This window comes from Paracidovorax cattleyae (assembly GCF_900104515.1).
GTDB lineage: Bacteria > Pseudomonadota > Gammaproteobacteria > Burkholderiales > Burkholderiaceae_C > Paracidovorax > Paracidovorax cattleyae.
This window is the reverse complement of the sequence record NZ_FNJL01000015.1, coordinates 1-17,927: the sequence shown is the minus strand read 5'-3', so window position 1 is coordinate 17,927 and position 17,927 is coordinate 1. Positions and strand designations below refer to the sequence as shown.

At 67.4% G+C, this 17,927-nt stretch carries 19 protein-coding genes and 1 pseudogene; 9 read left to right on the top strand and 11 right to left on the bottom strand.

The annotated features are described in order from the left end of the window. The first annotated feature begins 36 nt into the window (after nt 1-36). Both BLR05_RS13680 and BLR05_RS13675 read left to right on the top strand, forming a co-directional pair. Entirely contained in the window at nt 37-603 is a 567-nt protein-coding gene (locus BLR05_RS13680; RefSeq protein ID WP_092835084.1) for a hypothetical protein, read from the top strand. A gap of 10 nt (nt 604-613) precedes the next feature. Then, the gene (locus tag BLR05_RS13675; RefSeq protein WP_225979033.1) at nt 614-973 is read left to right on the top strand and encodes a hypothetical protein; all 360 of its coding nucleotides are present in this window, start codon (nt 614-616) and stop codon (nt 971-973) included. Between the two features lie 66 nt (nt 974-1,039). Here the strand turns inward: BLR05_RS13675 and BLR05_RS13670 are convergent, their stop codons facing one another. The 7 genes from BLR05_RS13670 to BLR05_RS13640 all read right to left on the bottom strand — a co-directional run bounded on the left by BLR05_RS13670 (nt 1,040) and on the right by BLR05_RS13640 (nt 8,423). Next, on the bottom strand, nt 1,040-2,509 hold the full coding sequence (locus BLR05_RS13670) for a M81 family metallopeptidase (RefSeq protein ID WP_092835082.1): 1,470 nt from the start codon (nt 2,507-2,509) through the stop codon (nt 1,040-1,042). Nucleotides 2,510-2,511: 2 nt separating this feature from the next. Further along, nucleotides 2,512-3,765, bottom strand: coding sequence for a Zn-dependent hydrolase (locus BLR05_RS13665; protein WP_092835080.1), 1,254 nt, complete (start codon nt 3,763-3,765; stop codon nt 2,512-2,514). 35 nt (nt 3,766-3,800) lie between these two features. Beyond that, entirely contained in the window at nt 3,801-4,508 is a 708-nt protein-coding gene (locus BLR05_RS13660; RefSeq protein WP_092835078.1) for an ABC transporter ATP-binding protein, read from the bottom strand. Continuing rightward, a complete protein-coding gene (locus tag BLR05_RS13655) occupies nt 4,505-5,278 on the bottom strand; it encodes an ABC transporter ATP-binding protein (protein ID WP_092835076.1) in 774 nt (257 codons plus the stop codon). Before BLR05_RS13655 ends, BLR05_RS13660 begins: the two co-directional genes overlap by 4 nt. Further along, nucleotides 5,275-6,270 (bottom strand): branched-chain amino acid ABC transporter permease, encoded by a 996-nt coding sequence (locus BLR05_RS13650; RefSeq protein ID WP_092835264.1) that lies wholly within the window; start codon nt 6,268-6,270, stop codon nt 5,275-5,277. The genes BLR05_RS13655 and BLR05_RS13650 overlap by 4 nt, the downstream gene beginning before the upstream one ends. Nucleotides 6,271-6,278: 8 nt before the next feature. After that, nucleotides 6,279-7,139 carry a branched-chain amino acid ABC transporter permease gene (locus BLR05_RS13645; RefSeq protein WP_092835074.1) on the bottom strand — a complete coding sequence of 287 codons (861 nt, stop codon included), beginning with the start codon at nt 7,137-7,139 and terminating at the stop codon, nt 6,279-6,281. A gap of 78 nt (nt 7,140-7,217) precedes the next feature. Then, nucleotides 7,218-8,423, bottom strand: coding sequence for an ABC transporter substrate-binding protein (locus BLR05_RS13640; protein WP_092835072.1), 1,206 nt, complete (start codon nt 8,421-8,423; stop codon nt 7,218-7,220). A 243-nt stretch (nt 8,424-8,666) separates the two neighbouring features. Here BLR05_RS13640 and BLR05_RS13635 point away from each other — a divergent pair, with 243 nt between their 5' ends. Then, nucleotides 8,667-9,479 carry a FadR/GntR family transcriptional regulator gene (locus BLR05_RS13635; RefSeq protein WP_092835070.1) on the top strand — a complete coding sequence of 271 codons (813 nt, stop codon included), beginning with the start codon at nt 8,667-8,669 and terminating at the stop codon, nt 9,477-9,479. 5 nt (nt 9,480-9,484) lie between these two features. Here the strand turns inward: BLR05_RS13635 and BLR05_RS13630 are convergent, their stop codons facing one another. Continuing rightward, complete coding sequence (locus BLR05_RS13630) at nt 9,485-9,703, bottom strand: GGDEF domain-containing protein (protein WP_225979032.1); 219 nt, start codon at nt 9,701-9,703, stop codon at nt 9,485-9,487. A gap of 446 nt (nt 9,704-10,149) precedes the next feature. Here BLR05_RS13630 and BLR05_RS26775 point away from each other — a divergent pair, with 446 nt between their 5' ends. Further along, nucleotides 10,150-10,614 carry an OmpA family protein gene (locus BLR05_RS26775; protein ID WP_225980236.1) on the top strand — a complete coding sequence of 155 codons (465 nt, stop codon included), beginning with the start codon at nt 10,150-10,152 and terminating at the stop codon, nt 10,612-10,614. A 58-nt stretch (nt 10,615-10,672) separates the two neighbouring features. Here BLR05_RS26775 and BLR05_RS13620 read toward each other — a convergent pair whose 3' ends face one another. The 3 genes from BLR05_RS13620 to aptA are packed head-to-tail and all read right to left on the bottom strand — an operon-like array spanning nt 10,673 to nt 14,222. Next, on the bottom strand, nt 10,673-12,190 hold the full coding sequence (locus BLR05_RS13620; protein ID WP_092835066.1) for a CoA-acylating methylmalonate-semialdehyde dehydrogenase: 1,518 nt from the start codon (nt 12,188-12,190) through the stop codon (nt 10,673-10,675). A 29-nt stretch (nt 12,191-12,219) separates the two neighbouring features. Beyond that, entirely contained in the window at nt 12,220-12,849 is a 630-nt protein-coding gene (locus BLR05_RS13615) for a DJ-1/PfpI family protein (RefSeq protein ID WP_092835064.1), read from the bottom strand. Nucleotides 12,850-12,854: 5 nt separating this feature from the next. Continuing rightward, nucleotides 12,855-14,222 (bottom strand): omega-aminotransferase AptA, encoded by a 1,368-nt coding sequence (aptA, locus tag BLR05_RS13610; RefSeq protein WP_092835062.1) that lies wholly within the window; start codon nt 14,220-14,222, stop codon nt 12,855-12,857. A 277-nt stretch (nt 14,223-14,499) separates the two neighbouring features. On the opposite strand from aptA, the gene BLR05_RS13605 reads away from it, so the two are divergent. From BLR05_RS13605 to BLR05_RS13585, 5 genes and pseudogenes are all read left to right on the top strand, one after another. Next, a complete protein-coding gene (locus BLR05_RS13605) occupies nt 14,500-15,381 on the top strand; it encodes a LysR family transcriptional regulator (protein ID WP_092835262.1) in 882 nt (293 codons plus the stop codon). A 182-nt stretch (nt 15,382-15,563) separates the two neighbouring features. Continuing rightward, a complete protein-coding gene (locus BLR05_RS13600) occupies nt 15,564-16,448 on the top strand; it encodes a DUF6402 family protein (protein ID WP_092835060.1) in 885 nt (294 codons plus the stop codon). Then, on the top strand, nt 16,448-16,855 hold the full coding sequence (locus BLR05_RS13595) for a hypothetical protein (protein WP_092835058.1): 408 nt from the start codon (nt 16,448-16,450) through the stop codon (nt 16,853-16,855). The genes BLR05_RS13600 and BLR05_RS13595 overlap by 1 nt, the downstream gene beginning before the upstream one ends. Nucleotides 16,856-16,936: 81 nt before the next feature. After that, a pseudogene (locus tag BLR05_RS13590) lies at nt 16,937-17,297 on the top strand (hypothetical protein). 365 nt (nt 17,298-17,662) lie between these two features. Further along, a partial coding sequence (locus BLR05_RS13585; RefSeq protein WP_143015915.1) for a helix-turn-helix domain-containing protein occupies nt 17,663-17,927 on the top strand: 265 nt, incomplete at its 3' end.

Here is a 17,927-nt window from a genome sequence, read left to right as displayed (position 1 = left end):
TGCAAGCGCCCGAAACATTCCTTTTTTGATGCTCCCATGAACGCAGTTCTTTCATGGTCCGGCTGGCTGGTGGCCGCTGCGCTGTCCACTGCGGTCCAGGCCGGGACCAAGGTGCCTCCGGCCATCGACCCCGCCCACTGCCAGCCGCCTGGCACCGACCTGGCGCTCCCTGCAGCGTGGGCGCCCTACCGCGACGCGACGCGCGTGTGTGCCCTCGCCGAACGCCCGGCGGGCAAGGCACCGGCCCGGGCGCCTGCCAAGGTCCGCCTGGTGGCGGTGTTCACCGACGCCTACTACCGCAATCTGCCGGCCGATGCCCCATGGGAGCGCTTTCCCCTGCCGCTGCTGGTGGACGAGGCGGGCCGTTGCCTGGCCCGGTTGCCACACCTCTTTCCCGTGGACCCGCCCGAAGACCTCGAGATGCGCCCGGGCCGCTGGCGCGACGGCATTCCCCAGGAAATCCAGCTGCAGGTGCGCTCGCCTGCGCAGGGCGGCGACTACCGCTTGCCCACCCTGCGGTGGGACGGCGAAGCCCGCTTCTACCGTGCCTCCCCCGCGAAGAAGCCATTCGGTCTGGTACGTGATCCAGCAGTACCTGCCTGACCAGCCGTGGATGAACGCCAACGCGCTCATGGACCACGTGCAGGGCCAGCGCCACTGGCGCTCCGTTCCTGCGTCGCAGGTGGGCGAGCTGGCGCGCGGCGGTGCACTCATCGTCGGCGGCAAGAAGGAATCGGGACATGGACACGTCATCGTGGTCTATCCCGGACCCGACAAGGCGGCTGGCGGGTATTCGTACACCCGGGGCGGCAAGACGGAAACATTGCGGACCCGCGGCAGCTATCCTCCGGCCATGTCCACGTCCCTCGGTGGCTGGCCCGGTGCCCGCGGCAAGGGCGACAAGACCATATGGGACCCCTGGGCCAGCGATGCCAAGTTCGCGCAGGTGACTTTCTGGCAGCTCGTGCAGTAGCCTGCGGGCCCTGCTGCAGGTCCCCTGCGGACCAGGGGAAGGCCTGCCTGCGCCGCTGTCGCGTTCTCAGGCCGGATCGAGCGGAAACACCGGCCGCCGCACGTTCCTGAACGGGAAGAGTGCGTAGTTGGAACTCGTCACCCCCGTGGGGCTGTCGCACTCGACCAGCGCGTGCGAGAGCGGCACGAACACCGGGCGGCAATACATGCGCGACTTGAGCAGCACGAAGCGGTGGGCGGACGGGTCCACGCCCACGCAGGAGAAGACACCCAGGTCCCACGGTTCGTGCGTGCGCTCGGTCAACACGATGCACGCCCTGCCCGTGTCGAACAGCACGGTGCGTCCCATGGCGCAGCGCTGGCCGGTGTAGATGGGGCCGGTGACGGTGTATTCGCCGTCGCTGATGGCCGCCACCGTGCCCTCGACGACTACCGGCTCCTTGGCGACAGCGAGCTGGGTGAGCGGTACCTTGTTGCCCAGGCGGACGGCAATGCGCGCGCCCACGCCGGCCGCGGCCAGTTCGGCCACCGCTTCGGGGTCGCACAAAGGGCCCACGGCGATGTCTTCCAGTCCCTCGGCCAATGCGGCCTGCAGCACGTCCATGGAGTCGCAGGTGCCGCCGGACATGCAGTTGTCGCTGTGGTCCAGCAGCAGCACGGGGCGGTCCGCGCCCTCGGCCAGGGCCCGGGCGCGCCGCAGCGAGGCGTCCAGCGGCTCGCTGTCGTAGATGAATTCCGCGCGCTCCTCCCAGATCGTGGCGGCGATCCGGTCCGCGGCGGCCTGGGCCGGCGCGGGATCATCGGCATCGGCGGTGACGACCACGCTCATGCAGGGCGCTTCGATGTCGGCGAGCGAGAAGCCCGCGAACACCGTGGCGGCGGGGATGCCTTCGGCCTCGGCTGCGCGCGCTGCGTCCACCGCGCGCAGCATCGCGCCCTGCAGCGTGGTGCTGCGCAGCGTGTGGCCCATCATGGGCAATGGATGCCAGCGCACGGTGTAGCGTGCCCGGCCCTGGAGCATGGCCAGCAGCAGCCGGCCCGCATGCTCGCCGGTCTCGTACATGTCCACGTGCGGATAGGTCTTGAAGCCCACCATCACGTCGGCGTGGGCGACCATCTTGGGCGTGATGTTGCCGTGCAGGTCCAGCGCGACGGCCACCGGCACGCCGGGGGCGGCCGCGCGCACGCGCTCCAGCAGGTCGCCTTCGCCGTCGGGGCTGTTCTCGGCCACCATGGCGCCGTGCAGGTCCAGCAGGATGGCGTCGCATCCGGGCGCGGCCTCCACGATGCGGCGGGTGAGCTCATCGTAGGCGGCGGCATGCACCGGGCCGCTGGGGTTGGCCATGGCAGAGACGGGCGTCACCATCTCGGCATTCAGGCTCCGGGCCAGGTCGATGAAGGCCGCCATGGCGGTGCGCATGCCCAGGTTGTCCTGCAGCGCCTGCTGCCCGTAGCTCGGGGAGAAGGCCTCCAGCGGAGTGGGCACCGGGGAGAAGGTGTTGGTCTCGTGGTTGAGCCGCGCGATCAGGAACTTCATCGTCATGCCGCCACCCCCGCGCTGCGCAGCATGGCGTGCAGCAGTACGTTGCAGCCGGCTTCCAGGTGCTCGGGCTCGGCGTCCTCGATCTCGTTGTGGCTGATGCCGTCCGCGCACGGCACGAAGACCATGGCGGTGGGCGCAAGGCGCGCCAGGTAGACGGCGTCGTGCCCGGCGCCGCTCACCACGTCCATGGCGCTGTAGCCCAGCGCGGCCGCGTCTGCGCGCACGCCTTCGACCAGCTCCGGGGTGAAGGGCTGCGGCGGGAAGTACACCACCTGCTCCACCGCCATCGGCGTGCGGCGTGTGGCCTCGATGCGTTCGCAGGCCGCGCGCAGGGCGGCATCCATCTGCAGCAGCACCGCGTCGTCGGCGGCGCGCAGGTCCACCGTCATGCGCACGCTGCCGGGGATCACGTTGCGCGAACTGGGGAACACCTCCAGCACGCCCACCGTGCCGCGGGCGTGCGGCGCGTGCGCCAGTGCGATGCGGTTCACCGCTTCCACCAGGCTGCTCGCCGCCAGCAGCGCGTCGCGGCGCAGGTCCATGGGCGTGGGGCCCGCGTGGGCTTCCATGCCCTGCACGGTTACGTCGTACCAGCGCTGCCCGAGGGCGCCCTGCACCACGCCGATCACGCAGCCGTTGGCCTCCAGCACCGGCCCCTGCTCGATGTGCGCCTCGAAATACGCCCCCACCGCGGGCGTGGGGGTGGCCTCACCGGCATAGCCGATGGCGGCGAGCGCTTCGGCCACGCGGGTGCCCTGGCCATCGCGCTGGGCCAGCGCATGCTCCAGCGTGAAGGCGCCGGCGAACACGCCCGAGCCCATCATCACGGGCACGAAGCGCGAGCCTTCCTCGTTGGTCCACACTGCCACTTCGATCGGCGCTTCGGTCTCGATGCCCGCGTCGTTCAGGCTGCGCACCACCTCCAGGCCGGCCAGCACGCCGTAGTTGCCGTCGAACTTGCCACCGGTGGGCTGGGTGTCGATGTGGCTGCCGGTCATCACGGGCGGCAGGGCGTCGTTGCGACCGGCGCGGCGCGCGAAGATGTTGCCGATGGCGTCGATGCGCACGCTGCAGCCTGCCTCGCGCGCCCAGCGCACAAACAGATCGCGGCCCTCGCCGTCCAGCGCGGTGAGCGCCAGCCGGCACACGCCGCCCTTCGGCGTGGCGCCGATGCGCGCCAGGTCCATCAGCGATTGCCACAGCCGCGCGCCGTTCACGCGGGCCTGCAGCGCGGGGGGAGATGTCTTCATGTCCACGGTCGGTGATCCTGAATGGGGTTCGGGGGTTATGCGAGGCCGACGCCCAGGTAGCGGTCTTTCGTCGCCTCGTCGGCCAGGAAGGCGTCGTTGCGGGCCTCGTGCACGACGGCGCCCTGTTCGATGATGTAGTGGCGGTCGGCCAGCTGGGTGCAGACTTCGAGGTTCTGCTCCACGAGCAGGATGGCCACGCCCGCGGCCTTGATCGCCTGCAGCTGGGACACGATCTCCTCGACGATCACGGGCGCGAGGCCCTCCACGGGCTCGTCCAGCATGAGCAGGCGCGGCGCGTTCATCAGCGCGCGGCCGATGGCCAACATCTGCTGCTCGCCGCCCGAGAGCTGCCCGCCCCCGTTGGTGCGGCGCTCCTTCAGGCGCGGGAAGATGCGGTAGATGTCGGCCAGTTGCCAGGGCGACTGCCTGCGCTGGCCGAGCAGCAGGTTCTCTTCCACCGTGAGCAGCCGGAAGATGCCGCGGTGCTCGGGCACCAGGCAGATGCCGCGCTGCGCGATGCGGTGCGGGGGCAGGCCCTGCACCTCCCCACCCTGGAAGCGCACGCGCCCCTGGCTGGGTGTCACCACGCCGCAGATGCTTTTGAGCGTGGTGGTCTTGCCGGCGCCGTTGCGCCCGAGCAGCGTGACCAGCTCGCCGTCGTCCACATGCAGGTCGATACCCTGCAGCACGTGGCTCTTGCCGTAGTGGGCGTGCAGCCCCTCGATCTGCAGGATGCTCGTCATGCCTTGCCTCCGGTGATCATGTTGCCCAGGTAGGCGCTGCGCACGCGTTCGTCGCTGCGGATCGCGTGCGGATGGCCCTCGGCCAGCACGCGGCCCTGCTGCATGACGGTGACGGTGTCGGAGATGTCCATCACGATGTTCATGTTGTGCTCGATGAGCACGACCGTGTGCTCGTCCTTCAGGCCCTGGATCAGCCGCTTCATATCGTCCAGGTCGTCGATGCCCATGCCCGAGGTGGGCTCGTCCAGGAAGATGGCCTTCGGGCCCGCGGCCAGCGCCATGCCCACTTCCAGCCGGCGCTGCTGGCCGTGCGAGAGGTTGCCCACGGGCGTGTCGGCATGCCGCTCCAGGCCCAGCCGCGCCAGCACGCGGGCCACCACGTCGGCGCGGGATCGGGGGCCGACGGGCGCGCTCCAGCAGTTGAGGGCCTGCGCGGGCGACGTGCCCTGCGCAGCGAGCCGCAGGTTCTCGCGCACCGGCAGCGTGAGGAACAGGCTCGTCACCTGGAACGAGCGGGCCATGCCGCGCTGCACGCGGCGGTGGTCGGGCTCGCGCGTCACGTCGTGGCCGTCGAACACGATGCGTCCGCCGCTCACCGCCTTGGTGCCGGTGAGCATGTGGAACAGCGTGGTCTTGCCCGCGCCGTTGGGGCCGATCACCGAATGCACGGTGTTCGCGCGCACTTTCAGGTCGACGCCCGAGAGTGCGGCGAACTTGTCGTAGCGTTTCTCGACGCCGATGGCTTCCAGCAGGATGGGGGCCGTGCTCATGCTTTGTCTCTCGTGCCGGCAGGGGTGGCGTCCCCGGGGTGCTTCGCGCCGCGCAGGCGGTCCCAGGCCGATTCAAACAGGCCCCAGAGGCCGCGTTGCATCCCTAAGCTGATCACCATCAGCACCACGCCCAGCAGCAGCAGCCAGCGCGGCCACAGGGTGGAAAGCCAGTCGCCCACGATCAGGTAGAAGGCCGAGCCGAGCAGCGAGGCCAGCAGGTTGCCGGTGCCGCCGATCACGGTCATCACGAGGATCATCTCGCTCGTGTGGTATTCGGCATTCGCCAGCGGGGCGATGCCGGTCATCATGGCGTGCAGCGCGCCGGCCAGGCCCGTGACGGCGCCCGAGATCACGAACGCCTGCAGCTTCAGCAGCTTCAGGTCGTAGCCGATGGCGCCCGCGCGCTCCTCGTTGTCGCGAACGGCCAGCAGGGTGCGGCCGAACACCGAGGCCGACACCTTCTGCAGCAGCCAGAAAGCCACCAGGAACACCACGGCGACGAAGCCGTAGTACTGCCAGGGCGAGGTGAGTGGCCACAGCGTGAACTTGCCCACGGCGAGGGACGGGCGCGGAATGTCCATCAGGCCGTTGTCGCCTCCCGTGAGGCCGGGCATCGAGTAGGCGAGAAAGTAGAACATCTGCGCGAAGGCGAGCGTCAGCATCACGAAGTAGGTGCCGCGCTGCCGGATGGCGACCCAGCCCACCAGCGCGGCGCCCACCGCGCCCGCCACCACGGCGAGCGCCAGGGCCAGCGGCATGGGCAGGGGCCAGCGCGTGAGCGTGAGGGCAATGGTGTAGCTGCCCAGGCCGAAGAAGATGCCCTGCCCGAACGACAGCAGCCCCGTGTGCCCCAGCAGCAGATTGCAGCCCATGGCGGCGAGGCCGTAGATCAGCACCTCGCTGGCGAGGGAGCCGGACTGCATGGCGAGCGGCATCGCCAGCACGAAGGCCAGCGCCAGCAGCAGGTGGGAATGTTTGCGCAAGATCGTCATGGCGGTGTTCATCCTTTGCGGCCCAGCAGGCCATGCGGGCGCAGCAGCAGCACGGCGGCCATGGCGACGTAGATCATCAGGCGCGCGCCCTCGGGCCAGATGGTGCTCATCACGCTCTGCACGATGCCGATCAGCAGGCCGCCCACCAGCGCGCCGCCAAAGCTGCCCATGCCGCCCACCACCACGACCACGAAGGCCACGCCCAGCGCCTCGATGCCCATGAAGGGCTCGGCGCCGCGGATGGGCGCCGCCAGCACGCCCGCGATGGCGGCGGTGGCCGCTCCCAGCGCGAACACCAGGCTGAAGATGCGGAACACGTTGATGCCCAGCAGCGACACCATCTCGGTCGATTCGCTGCCCGCGCGCACCGCGCTGCCCAGGCGCGTGCCTTCGAGCACCCACCACAGGCCCACGGCCAGCACGGCAGTGAAGCCGATCACGAAGAGCCGGTACTTGGGATAGACGAAGCTGCCCCACATGACCACGCCCTGCAGCAGGTCGGGCACGGCCACGCTGTCGCCCAGCGGTCCCCACTGCAGAATCACCAGTTCCTGCACGGCGAGGGCCAGGCCCACGGTGACGAGGATGTGGAACTCGTGCGGCTTGGCGTACACGTGGCGCAGCACGAGCTTTTCGGTGAGCCAGCCCAGGGCGCCCACCACCACCGGCACCACCGCCAGCGCGAGCCAGAAACTCAGGCCCCAGCGCGTCATCTGGTAGCACAAATACGCGCCCAGCAGGTAGAACGCGCCGTGCGCGAAGTTCACGAAGCGCAGCAGGCCGAACACGATGGACAGGCCGACCGCCAGCAGGAAATACAGCATGCCGATGCCGATCCCGTTGATGACCTGTAGCAGGTAGATGCTCATGGAGTGGGGGCAGGACGCAGGATGAAAAAGCCCCGGCACGGTGGTGCGGGGCGGGAGGGGGCTCGAGGCGAGCCGACGTCAGCCGAGCTTGCAGCCGGTCTGGTCCAGCGGCAGGAACGACTTGCCGGAGCTCACCACGTCCACGTAGTCGTCCTTGTTGGCCATCTTCGCCTTGGGTTTGCCCTTGAGCAGGTAGTAGTTCTTGAGCACCTGGTGGTCGCCGCGACGGATTTCTTCCTCGCCCGTGAGGCCCGCGTACTTCATCCCCTCCATCGCCGCGACCACGGCCTTCGGGTCCACCGTGCCGGCCTTGATGATCCCGTCGATCAGCAGCTTGGTGCAGATGTACGAGCCTGCCAGGCTGTAGTTGGGATTGGACTTGAACTTGTCCTGGCTGCGCTTGACCAGGTCCAGGTTCAGCGGGGCGTTCACGGTGTGCCAGTACTGCGCGCCGAAATAGATGCCGTCGCACAGGTCCGCTCCCAGCGATTCGAACTGCTCCAGCCCCGAAGCCCAGGCGATCAGGATGGTCATGTTCTTGTGCATGCCGAAGCTCACGGCCTGGCGCAGCGCGTCCGACGACTGCGAGCCGAAGTTCAGCAGCAGCAGCACGTCGGGCCTGGCGGCCATCGCGTTGGTGAGATAGCCGCTGAATTCCTTCTCGGTGAGCGAGTGGTAGCTGTTGCCCACGTGTTCCAGGCCCTTTTCCTTGAAGACGTTCCTGGCGGCCGAGAGCAAACCGTCGCCGAACACGTACTGCGGCGTGATGGTGTACCAGCGCTTGGCCTTCGGCAGCGCCTCGGCCAGCGGGCGCACGGTCTGCTCGATGGCGCCGAAGGTGGGAACCGACCAGCGGAACGTGGCGCTGTTGCAGTCCTTGCCGGTGATCTCGTCGGCACCGGCGGTGGTGATGAAGATGCCGCCGGCCTTCTCGGCCTCCTTGCCCATGGCCAGCGATTCGGACGACAGGATGCCGCCCGCGAAGAAGCGAGCGCCCTGCTGCTGGGATGCCTCCTGCACCTTGCGCACTGCGGTGGCGGGCTTGCCTTCGGTGTCGAGCACGGTGTAGGCCAGGGGGCGGCCCAAAGCCTTTCCGTACTGCTCGATGGCCAGCTTCATGCCCAGGTCGGCGAACTTGCCGTTCGCGGCGAAGGCTCCCGACATGGGCACGGGGCAACCGAACTGGATCGCGCCCGCGGACTGTGCCCATGCGCTGCGTGCGAGGCCGAGCGATGCGGGCAGCGCTCCCAGCGCGAAGAGTTGCAAGAGGTGACGACGTTGCATGGGGGTAAGCTCCTGTGGGGATGGATCCGGCCGCCTGCGGGCCGGGGCAAGGCTTTTTTGCAAAGCACGCGGCGTGCCACGTGTCTTTCCTATTTATAGTGATAAATAGAACAAATACCGTGCACGTAAACCCTGCCCGCCCCACCGCTGCACGTCCGTGGTGCATACACTGCACCACAGAGCCGACGGCCCGGTGCCGTTGCACCAGGCCGCGCTCCACCCGTCTTCAATCCGCAACGCACCATGGCCACGAAACCGCCCGCCGGCAAGCCGATCAAGCCCCTCAAGCGCTCAGACCTCGTCGCACAGGAGATCAAGCGGCTCATCACCGAGAAGAACCTGAGCCCCGGCGACCGCCTGCCGCGCGAGAGCGAGCTGCAGGCGCAGTTCGAGGTGAGCAAGGGCACCATCCGCGAGGCGCTCAAGTCGCTGGAGGTGCAGGGCCTGGTGACCATCTCCACCGGCCCGTCGGGCGGGGGCACCATCGCCGAGGTGTCGCTGGACCGCACGCTGCAGTTCCTGCAGAACTACCTGTTCTTCCAGGACGTCACCATCGACAACATCTACGCCGTGCGCCAGTTCCTGGAGCCCGAACTGGCCGCCGGTGCCGTGCCGCACCTGACGGAGGCCGACTTCGAGGCGCTGGAGCACAGCATCGCCTGCTGCGATCCCCATTCGAGCAGCGAAGACCTGATCTCCCAGCGCCGAGAGGACGTGAACTTCCACGACATCCTGGCCGCGGCGAACCCGAACCCTTTCCTGCGCTTCACCTGCGAGCTGATCAACGAGATGCTGCGCCAGCTCATCGTGTACGGCAACCGGACCCCGAAGTCGGAGCACCGCCGCTTCGGCGAGACCAATGCGCGATTCCACCGCGAGATCGTGCAGGCGGCACGGGCGCGCGATGCCGCCCTGGTGCGCGAATTGATGGCGCGGCACATGCTCGACGCCGCCAGCAGCGTCCAGCGCATGAAGGGCCGCATCCAGGGCCGCCTGATCCTGGACGCCGAGACGCTGCGCGGCCCCCGGTCGGTCCACCTGCGCAAGAAGGAATAGCCCCCTCAGGCGGGCACCGGCCTCCCGCCGGCCGTGCCGTGCACGGCCACGCGGTTGCGACCCTGCACCTTGGCGGCATACAGCGCTTCGTCCGCGCAGGCCGTGAGCGCATGGGGCGCGTGCGCGTGCTGCGGGAAGGCCGAGACACCACACGACAGGGTGGTGGACAGTGCCTCGGGGCCGTGGGTGTCGTTGACGCGCTTGAAGTGGTCGATGTCGATCATCAGCAGCGACGGCGGCAGGCCCTGTGCGCCGCACTGCGCGATCCGGGGCGAGGAACAATAGCGCGTAGAAGAAGGTGCGGTTGCGGTGGTCCATCCGCACCAGCCAGTGGATGGTGCGTGCGGACGAGGGCGCTGGCGGGTTCGGAAAAGAAGGCATCGGAGGCGGGACGAAGTCCCGGCAGGCCCGCAGTGGAGGACGCGTTTAAGGATGGCTCGACAGTGGATCCTTCCGTTATCGGCAGTTTTCCGGAAAGCTGCAGTGTTGTCTTCCTGCCGCCTTCCCGGGCTTTCCGGGCGGGTCGGTGGCCGCATTGCCCCGCAATGGAGTGACAATCCGCCTGCCACGGCATCCCGTGGCGCCGGCTGCTCCGGGAGGGAGTGCCTGGCGCCGGTGTGCCGTGCCCCTTTCCCATCCAGCCATGAAAACAGGTGAAACGATGCGTTCCATGCGTTCCTACAGTGCCCTCTTGAGCCTTCTCTGCTGCGCCGCCGTGCTCGGCGGATGCGCCGCCGGTGCGTCCGGCCAGGCGCCCGGCACCCCCGCCGAGGCCCCGCCGCCGGCTGCTGCCCCCGCACCCGAGCCGGCTCCCGCTCCGGCCCCCGCGCCCGCCCCGGTGCGCATTCCCGATGACGGCACGGTCGCGGAGTTCTCCGGCCTGGAGACCGAACTGCCTGCCGATACCGCGGGGCTGCTCGATGCCCTGACCGCAGACAAGGCCGCCGCTGGCCAGCGCTGGGAGATCAAGGGCTACGCCGACCGGAAGGTCACCAAGAACGCGCGCCAGATCGCCCTGGCCCGCGCGCTGGCCGTGCGCAAGGAACTGGTGGCGCGCGGCGTGCCGGCGCAGAACCTGCGCGTGATGTTCAGCACCGACCAGGCCCGCAATGCGGTGACGGTGCTCCCGCGCTGATCCGCATCCCGGTGCGTGGCGCCCGTGGCTGCCTCGGGCGCCACGGGCCGCCGTGCTTTCAGCGGCTGCTCGGGAAGCTGAACACCGCGCCTTCGCGCACGCCGGCCGAGGGCCAGCGCTGGGTGATGGTCTTGCGCTTGGTGTAGAAGCGCACGGCATCCGGGCCGTAGGCGTGCAGGTCGCCGAACAGGCTGCGCTTCCAGCCTCCGAACGAGTGGTAGGCCACCGGCACGGGCAGGGGCACGTTCACGCCCACCATGCCCACCTGAATGTGGTCCGTGAAGTAGCGGGCCGCCTCGCCGTCGCGCGTGAAGATGCAGGTGCCGTTGCCGTACTCGTGGTCGTCGATGAGCTGCATCGCTTCCTGCAGGTTCTTCACGCGCACCACGCCGAGCACGGGGCCGAAGATCTCTTCCTGGTAGATCTTCATGCCGGGCTTCACATGGTCGAACAGGCAGGCGCCCAGGAAGTAGCCTTCCTCATGGCCTGCCACCTTCACCGTGCGGCCATCCACCACCAGCATCGCGCCTTCGGCGACGCCGCTGTCCACGTAGGCCTTCACCTTCTCGAAGTGCTGCTTCGTCACCAGCGGGCCCATGTCGTTGCCGTTGTCGGTGCCGGGGCCGACCTTCATCTTCGCGATCTCGGCCTTCAGGCCGGCGATCACGGCATCGGCCGTCTCGTCGCCCACGGCCATCACCAGCGGGATGGCCATGCAGCGCTCGCCGCAGCTGCCATAGGCGGCGCCCATCAGCGCGCTCACGGCGTTGCCGATGTCGGCGTCGGGCATCAGCACCGCGTGGTTCTTCGCGCCGCCCAGGGCCTGCACGCGCTTGCCATGTTTGCAGCCTTCCGCGTAGATGTATTCGGCGATCGGCGTGGAGCCGACGAAGCTCACGGCCTTCACGCGCGGATCGCGCAGCAGCGTGTCCACCGCCGTCTTGTCGCCGTTCACCACGTTCAGCACGCCGGGCGGCAGGCCTGCTTCCAGCGCCAGCTGGGCGATGACCAGTGCGCTGCTGGGATCGCGCTCGGAGGGCTTGAGCACGAAGGTGTTGCCGCAGGCCACGGCCATGGGCCACATCCACAGCGGCACCATGGCCGGAAAGTTGAAGGGCGTGATGCCGGCGGTGACGCCCAGCGCCTGGAATTCGGACCACGAATCGATGTTCGGGCCCACGTTGCGGCTGTGCTCGCCCTTGAGCAGTTCGGGCGCATAGCTCGCGTATTCCACGTTCTCGATGCCGCGCTGCAGCTCGCCATGCGCGTCGCCGAGCACCTTGCCGTGTTCGGCGGTGATGAGGGCGGCGATTTTGTCGGCGTTCTCCTCGAGCAGCTCCTTGAGCCTGGCCATCACGCGCGCGCGCTTGAGCGGCGGCGTATTGCGCCAGGCGGGGAAGGCCTTCTCGGCCGAGGCGATGGCCGCCTCGACGGTGGCCTGGTCGGCCAGCGCCACGCTGGTGGTGGACTGGCCGGTGGCGGGGTCGAACACCGGCTGGGTGCGGGCGGTGTCGGCGACGATCTGGCCGTCGATCAGGTGGCCGACGGTGGAGGTCACGGATTTGTCGTGTTGCATGGCGTTCTTGTCGATGGAAAAAGCGGGGGTCAGGCCATGGCGGCCTGGGGTACCAGATGGGGGATCACATGGCCCAGTGCGCGCTCCACGTACTCCTGCTTTTCGCCCACGGGGGCGAAGTAGTGCAGCACCTCGCGTGCGGCGTCCAGCCCCTTCAGGCGGCACAGCAGCCAGGCGACCAGGTACTGCGAGGCGAGGCAGCCGCCCGCCGTGGCGACATTGCCGCGCGCCACGAACGGCTGCTGCACCACCTGCACGCCCGAGGCTTCCACCCAGGGCCGGCTGGTGAGGTCGGTGCAGGCCGGAACGCCGCCGAGCAGCCCCAGGCGGCTCAGCAGGAAAGTGCCCGAGCACTGCGCGGCCAGCAACTGGCGGGCAGGATCCAGCACGCGCAGCTGCTCCATGATGGCCGGGTCGGCGGCGACATCGCGCGTCTTCATGCCGCTGCCCACCAGCACCGCGTCGGCCCCTGCCAGCGCGTCCAGGCCTTCGTGCGCATCGATCGTCAGCCCGTTCATGGACGTGACCCGCTGCGCGGGACTGGCGATGCGCACCTGCCAATCCGTGTCGCCCTGCAGTGCGATGCGGTTGAGCATGCCGAACGCGACCAGTGAATCCAGGTCGTTGAAGGCATCGAAGGTCAGGATGGCGATGTGCATGGGCGTCAGGCCACCTCGTCCAGGGCGTCGCCCAGGGCGCTGACCAGGCGGTCGATTTCCGCCTCGGTGCTGATGAAGGGCGGGGCGAGCTGGATGGTGTCGCCGCCGTAGCGCACGTAGAAGCCCTTGTCCCAGCACTTCATGGCGATCTCGTAGGGGCGCTTCGCGGGCTCCCCCGGCAGGGCCGCGATGGTGATGCCCGCGGCCAGGCCGTAGTTGCGGATGTCGGCCACGTGCTTCGTGCCCTTGAGGCCGTGCACCGCGTTCTCGAAGAACGGCGCCAGCGCGCGCGCGCGGCCGGGCATGTCTTCCTTCTGCAGGATGTCGAGCACCGCGTTGCCCGCAGCGCACGCCACGGGGTGGGCGGAGTAGGTGTAGCCGTGCGGGAACTCGAGCATGTACTCGGGGCCGCCCTGCGCGATGAAGGTGTCGTAGATATCCTTGGTGGCCATCACGCCGCCGAGCGGCTGCGCGCCGTTCGTCACCTGCTTGGCGAAGTTCAGGATGTCCGGCGTCACGCCGAAGGCCTCGGCGCCCGTCCAGGCACCGCAGCGGCCGAAGCCCGTGATGACCTCGTCGAAGATCAGCAGGATGTTGTTCTGCGTGCAGATCTCGCGGATGCGCTCCAGGTAGCCCTTCGGCGGGATGACCACGCCGGCCGAGCCCGAGAACGGCTCCACGATCACCGCGGCGATGTTGGAGGCGTCGTGCAGGGCGATCACGTCCAGCAGCCTGTCGGCCAGCGCGCGGCCGCCGTCCTCGGCCATGCCGCGCTGGAAGGTGCCTGCGGGCGGCTGCGTGTGCGGAATGTGGTCCGCCTCCACGCCCTGGCCGAAGGTCTTGCGGTTGCCCACGATGCCGCCCACCGAGATGCCGCCGAAGTTCACGCCGTGGTAGCCCTTCTCGCGGCCGATCAGGCGCGTCTTGCTCGCCTGGCCCTTGGTGCGCCAGTAGGCGCGCGCCATCTTCAGGGACGTGTCGGCGGATTCGGAACCCGAGCCGGTGAAGAACACGTAGTCGAGCCCCTCGGGCGTCAGCTCCTTGAGCTTGTTCGCCAGCGCGAACGAGGCGGGATGGCCGAACTGGAACGCCGGCGAATAGTCCAGCGTGGCGGCGGCGCGGCCGATCGCCTCGGCGATCTCCTTGCGGCCATGGCCCAGGCCGGAGCACCACAGGCCCGAGAGCCCGTCGAAGATCTTGCGGCCTTCGGCATCGGTGTAGTAGGCGCCCTGGGCACCCACGATCATGCGCGGGCGGGCCTTGAAGTTGCGGTTGCCCGTGAAGGGCATCCAGTGCGCTTCGAGCCAGGCGGCGTCCATGCGGGGGGCGGCGGCATCCGCGCCGGGCGCGGGTTCGATGACGGAAAAGCCCATGGTCGGTCCTTTGGAAACGGGTGGCGGAAGAAACACGCAGGCAGGCCACGGCGGCAGCGTTCTCGTAGCCTGCGGCGCCTGCATTCGTGTATCGATTCTTCCGGGGATGGATAATTTCTTGAATGAGCAAATATCCATGTTCACTTGCCATTTCATGCAAGCTTCCACGCCAGCCATGACGACCCCTGCTTCACCCCCCGCACCCGCCTCGCCCTCCCCGCTGCCGGGCCCCGTGCCCGCCACCCGCGAGCGCGCCGTGCTGGGCCAGCTCAGCGACATGGACCTGCGCCTGCTGCAGGTGTTCAAGAGCGTGGCGGAATGCGGCGGTATGGCAGCGGCCGAGCTGGAGCTCAACATCGGCACCAGCACTGTGAGCCGCCACATGAAGGACCTGGAAACGCGCCTGGGCCTCACGCTCTGCCGCCGCGGCCGGGCGGGCTTCGCGCTCACACCCGAGGGCCAGCGCGTGTATGAGGAAACACTGCGCCTGCTGGCCTCGGTGCGCAGCTTCCGCGACGGCATCGACGACATCCACGCGCGCATGGGTGGCCAGCTGGCCGTGGCGGTGTTCGACAAGACCGCCAGCAACCCGGCGGCGCGCATCGCCGAGGCCATCGCGGCCTTCGGCCGGCAGGCGCCCGAAGTGGAACTGCAGCTGCACGTGGGCCCGATCAACGCCATCGAGCGCGGCGTGATCGACGGCAGCTACCAGGTCGGCATCATCCCCGCGCACCGCAGCTCGCAGAGCCTGGTCTACACGGACCTGTTCGGCGAGACCATGCTGCTCTACTGCGGCGCGGGCCACCCGCTCTTCGGTGCCGACCACACCGGCCTGGACTGGGATGCCGTGCGGGACCATCCCTTCGCCGGCCTGGGCTACCACTCGCCCAACATGGAACTGAGCCACCGCGCCCGCTTCGCACGCGCGGCCACGGGCTTCGACCAGGAATCGATCGCCACGCTCATCCTGTCGGGGCGGTACCTGGGCTTCTTGCCCGACCACTACGCGCAGGATTTCGAGCGGCGAGGGCGCATGCAGGCGGTGCGACCGGAGTTGCTGCGGTACGAGTGCCGGTTCGTGGGGCTGGTGCGCAGGTCGCCTGCGCCGTCGAGGGCGGCACAGGCGTTTGCGGAGTGCCTGGTGCGGGCGCATGGGTAAGGTACGGGCGCGGCAGGGGTTGAGCCCCTGACCATGTGCCATCGGCGACCAAGGCTTTCGCAGCACCGGTTATCAGCTCGACAGTTGCACCTCGTAACCATACGGTAGAGACAGCGTATGGCGCTGGAGATGTTTGCCGCCAGAATCCGGCCCGGAAGAAAAATAGAGAGGGAAGGGGCCGCATGAACGACATCGTCCGTGTCGATACGGAGCGCCTGCGTGCGCGTTTGGAAGAGAAGCTGCCGCCGAAGGTCCGGCGATTTCGGCTGGATGACATTCCAGGGGTGATGCGCTCGCGCTTGGGGTGGCCGGTGGCGGCGGCGTTGATGGAGCGGTGGTTCAGGGGAGTAGGGTTTGAGATCACGCTTCCGATAAAGCGCAGTCTGCCGCCAAACCGTCTAGGCCAGCTGCCTGACTGGCAACTCGACGAAGACACGGTCCATATGGAATGGGCATTGGGCTTTGCCCGGGTGCGGGCTGCTATGGCGAGCTTGCAGGCACAATGGAACAGCCCTGCCGGAATAGCGCAGCTCAAGAGACGTATCGAAGAACAAATGGGCAGCCTTGCTTCACAGAGCTGGCGTTTCGGCAATTTGAATCAACCCGCCAAAGTCTTGGATAGCACTTGTCAAGTGAATTTCCTGGAGGTGGGCCGATTCGGTGACCCGATGGACGACTTCTATGGCGCCATGGGCGAGTCAACGCTCAAGATCGCGGTGTCGGGCTTGGTGACGTCCAAGGAACCCAGCAAGATGGCCATCGCAGTCGACGAGTTGGCTTTCTACTTGAAGGACTCCTATGATTTCAACGACGATTCCTTCATATCGCAGCCTCTGGGCTTCTGGAGTCATCAGGGCGTAGCCCGCAGCCCTCGGTCAACTTTGGATGTCCCCCTCACTGAGCAGTGGACCTATACCGACTCCTCCGAGGCAGATCGTCAGAGCTATCTGGTGCAGAACAGACATTTCAGACAATGGCGTTCTCTTTATGGCCGGGGCGGAGATTTCGTGATCGTCTCCGACGTGCATCGTGTGCGCCTTCCTTTCTCGATCAAGCTGGAGTGGTGATGAAGCTGTCCGATCTCAAGAACGTGCCATGCATCGTCTGGTGTCTGGTGATGAATGCCTGTTTGGTGCTGGGCTGGTATGCGTCCACACCGACGCTCTTCAATAGTTACAATAGCCCCCACTACGTGTACCGACTGGAAATCTACGATGCCTCTTTGTGGCAGCGCATCGTGCATTACAGCCAAAGGGCCCCGTCCATCGTTCGTCTGCACCGGGTTGACCCCAAAGAACTTCTGGGAGAAAGCAAAGTGGTTGATCTTTGGGCCGGCAGTGAAATCAGTTGGCATCTAGATCCGCCGGTGCAATTCAACAAGGTTTATGTGGGAAGGGACGTCATATTCGAAAACATCCCGTCAGAGTGCCCAATAGCAGGTCAGGTACCGGGTTGTCCCAACACGAGGCCGTGACCATCGTCCGATGGCATCACATTACGTAAAGTGGTGATGAAGCTTTCGCACCTCAAGAACGTGCCTTGTATTGCCTAGTGCCTGGGCCTGAATGCGCTGCTTGGCAGGATGGGCTCTGGCGACGCCCACCGGCGTCGATGCCGAGAACAGCCCGCACCGGGTATACCGCTTGGAATTCCACAAGGCGTCGTTCCTGCAGCGTGTCACCCATCCGCGCTTCAAGATGCCGTATGTAGTGCAGCTCTATCGCATCGAGCCCAAGACCTTGCTGGGCCGAAGTGAAGTGGTCGATCTTTGGATGAACGGCGATATCGAATGGCAACTCGATGCACCCATACAGGCCAACAAGGTCTATGTGGGCAGGGATGTCGTCTTCAAAAACATCCCATCGGAATGTACGGAAGGGGCACCGATACCGGGCTGCCCCAACACCAGGCCCTGAAGGGCGCCCCCGGTATGTGCCACGTGCGCCTTCCGCTTGGCGACAGCTAAGAGGCTCACGGCTTTCCTGAGCCTCGTATGCGGCAGCGAATGCGCCTTTAACCGCGCAGCTCGCCCGGCTCCTTTTTCTGAGCTGCCTATGCGGCAGTGAACAGAAAGAGCCGCGTGGTGCGCGCCAACCAGAGATTTCTGAGCTGCCTGTGCGGCAGTGAACAGAGCTGTTGCCGCTGGGGGCCTACTGACCATTTTCTGAGCTGCCTATGCGGCAGTGAACGCAGCGTGTTAGCGCCGAAGTAAAACTGACCCACTGCGCCGAAGTAAAAGTGACCCACCTGGGACACGATGGCGGCCTTTTGAAGGCTGCTGATGTTGACTCAGGAGCAGGCAGTGGAGATACGAGTGATGGCCCGCAGGGGCGAGAGTGTCAGAGCGATCGCGAAGCAGTTGGACTGCTCGCGCAACACCGTGCGCAGGTACCTGCGCGATCAAGATGCGCAGCGCTACTGCCCGCGCGAGCCGAGGGCCTGCAAGCTCGACGCCTACCAGTCCTATCTGCGCGAACGCGTCGCGCAGGCCCATCCGCGCTGGATCCCGGCTACCGTGCTGCTGCGCGAGATCCAGGCACGAGGGT

What these genes read in the sequence shown, in the direction of transcription:
- BLR05_RS13680 (WP_092835084.1), top strand. Translation starts at nt 37, where the DNA reads ATGAACGCAGTTCTTTCATGGTCCGGCTGGCTGGTGGCCGCTGCGCTG.
- BLR05_RS13675 (WP_225979033.1), top strand. Translation starts at nt 614, where the DNA reads ATGAACGCCAACGCGCTCATGGACCACGTGCAGGGCCAGCGCCACTGG.
- BLR05_RS13670 (WP_092835082.1), bottom strand. Translation starts at nt 2,509, where the DNA reads ATGAAGTTCCTGATCGCGCGGCTCAACCACGAGACCAACACCTTCTCC.
- BLR05_RS13665 (WP_092835080.1), bottom strand. Translation starts at nt 3,765, where the DNA reads ATGAAGACATCTCCCCCCGCGCTGCAGGCCCGCGTGAACGGCGCGCGG.
- BLR05_RS13660 (WP_092835078.1), bottom strand. Translation starts at nt 4,508, where the DNA reads ATGACGAGCATCCTGCAGATCGAGGGGCTGCACGCCCACTACGGCAAG.
- BLR05_RS13655 (WP_092835076.1), bottom strand. Translation starts at nt 5,278, where the DNA reads ATGAGCACGGCCCCCATCCTGCTGGAAGCCATCGGCGTCGAGAAACGC.
- BLR05_RS13650 (WP_092835264.1), bottom strand. Translation starts at nt 6,270, where the DNA reads ATGACGATCTTGCGCAAACATTCCCACCTGCTGCTGGCGCTGGCCTTC.
- BLR05_RS13645 (WP_092835074.1), bottom strand. Translation starts at nt 7,139, where the DNA reads ATGAGCATCTACCTGCTACAGGTCATCAACGGGATCGGCATCGGCATG.
- BLR05_RS13640 (WP_092835072.1), bottom strand. Translation starts at nt 8,423, where the DNA reads ATGCAACGTCGTCACCTCTTGCAACTCTTCGCGCTGGGAGCGCTGCCC.
- BLR05_RS13635 (WP_092835070.1), top strand. Translation starts at nt 8,667, where the DNA reads ATGGCCACGAAACCGCCCGCCGGCAAGCCGATCAAGCCCCTCAAGCGC.
- BLR05_RS13630 (WP_225979032.1), bottom strand. Translation starts at nt 9,703, where the DNA reads ATGATCGACATCGACCACTTCAAGCGCGTCAACGACACCCACGGCCCC.
- BLR05_RS26775 (WP_225980236.1), top strand. Translation starts at nt 10,150, where the DNA reads ATGCGTTCCTACAGTGCCCTCTTGAGCCTTCTCTGCTGCGCCGCCGTG.
- BLR05_RS13620 (WP_092835066.1), bottom strand. Translation starts at nt 12,190, where the DNA reads ATGCAACACGACAAATCCGTGACCTCCACCGTCGGCCACCTGATCGAC.
- BLR05_RS13615 (WP_092835064.1), bottom strand. Translation starts at nt 12,849, where the DNA reads ATGCACATCGCCATCCTGACCTTCGATGCCTTCAACGACCTGGATTCA.
- aptA (WP_092835062.1), bottom strand. Translation starts at nt 14,222, where the DNA reads ATGGGCTTTTCCGTCATCGAACCCGCGCCCGGCGCGGATGCCGCCGCC.
- BLR05_RS13605 (WP_092835262.1), top strand. Translation starts at nt 14,500, where the DNA reads ATGGACCTGCGCCTGCTGCAGGTGTTCAAGAGCGTGGCGGAATGCGGC.
- BLR05_RS13600 (WP_092835060.1), top strand. Translation starts at nt 15,564, where the DNA reads ATGAACGACATCGTCCGTGTCGATACGGAGCGCCTGCGTGCGCGTTTG.
- BLR05_RS13595 (WP_092835058.1), top strand. Translation starts at nt 16,448, where the DNA reads ATGAAGCTGTCCGATCTCAAGAACGTGCCATGCATCGTCTGGTGTCTG.